The 1,033-nt window shown below is 35.6% G+C and carries 2 protein-coding genes; both read right to left on the bottom strand.

Translation table 11 applies throughout. The features are described 5' to 3' along the window. Positions 1 to 674, bottom strand: a 674-nt coding sequence (locus J5G60_RS18460; RefSeq protein WP_150359091.1) for a GntR family transcriptional regulator, incomplete at its 3' end; no start/stop codon positions are given. Then, the coding region (locus tag J5G60_RS18465; RefSeq protein ID WP_207876649.1) for a cobalamin B12-binding domain-containing protein at positions 674 to 1,033 on the bottom strand (360 nt) is incomplete at its 5' end. The genes J5G60_RS18465 and J5G60_RS18460, both read right to left, overlap by 1 nt.

Below are 1,033 nucleotides of genomic sequence, written 5' to 3' on the forward strand. Positions count from 1 at the left end.
ATATAATCCCCACGAAAATAAGTTATTCCAAGTCCAATGGGTTTATCTTCAATATCGTATAATTTTTGCTCTACTACAAGCAAGGCAATTTTATTCTGTATGTGAAGCAATTTTTTCATCTTTTCTTCCGGAATTTTGGCATATATGATAAGTTCCTTGTTCAAATCATAGAGAGAAGTCCTATCGGATATCATTTCCGGGAAAGTTGCATTTTTGATTTCATTCTCCACAATTGGAACTCCTCTTTTATACAAAAGATATTTTATATCATAGGCCATAGGTTCTCCTTCAGTATAAAATAGTCTCCGGATCATGACAACCTTCTTACTCTCGCTGATCTGGAGACTGCCGGCTAATTTTTCATCAGGAAGTATGATGTCCACAGACAAAAGTTTTGTTCTATCCACATTGTTAATTAAATTGCTCATTTCGTCATAGGCAAAAATATATTTATTGTAATCCGGCTTTTTTACAAAATAGCCCTTCCCTGGAACGGAATATATATAGCCCTCATTCGATAAAATAGAAAGTCCCTTCCTCACTGTCATTCTGCTGGTGTCATATTCACTGCACAAAGACGTTTCAGAAGGCAGCACATCACCTGGTTTCAACTTGCCACTGCTAATTTCACTTCGTATATCCTCGACAATCTTAATATATATTGGATTCTTCATTACTTGTTACTCCTCATCTGTTTTTCCTTCATCCATTTCAAACATATTTTAGTCCCAGTAGAAGCCTCATTGGAAAAATCATCTGCTCCAATATACTTACTTATATCTGCATTCATATGATTGGCACCTGCAATAACCTTCACTTTATCCCTTATCCCAGCTTTTAAAAAAGCCTTTACCACATCCCTCATTGTTTCTATTGTATTTGTAAGTGCCGCACTCATAGCTACGATATCCGGTTTGTTCTCCTTAACTGCTTTCACAAATTCTTCTTTTGGAACATCTACACCTAAATCGATTACCTCAAATCCATTAGCTTCCAGCATACCTTTAAAAATATCCTTTCCAATATCATGAAT

The organism is Clostridium sp. HV4-5-A1G (genome assembly GCF_900184915.1).
GTDB classification, from domain to species: Bacteria; Bacillota; Clostridia; order Clostridiales; family Clostridiaceae; genus Clostridium_B; species Clostridium_B aromativorans.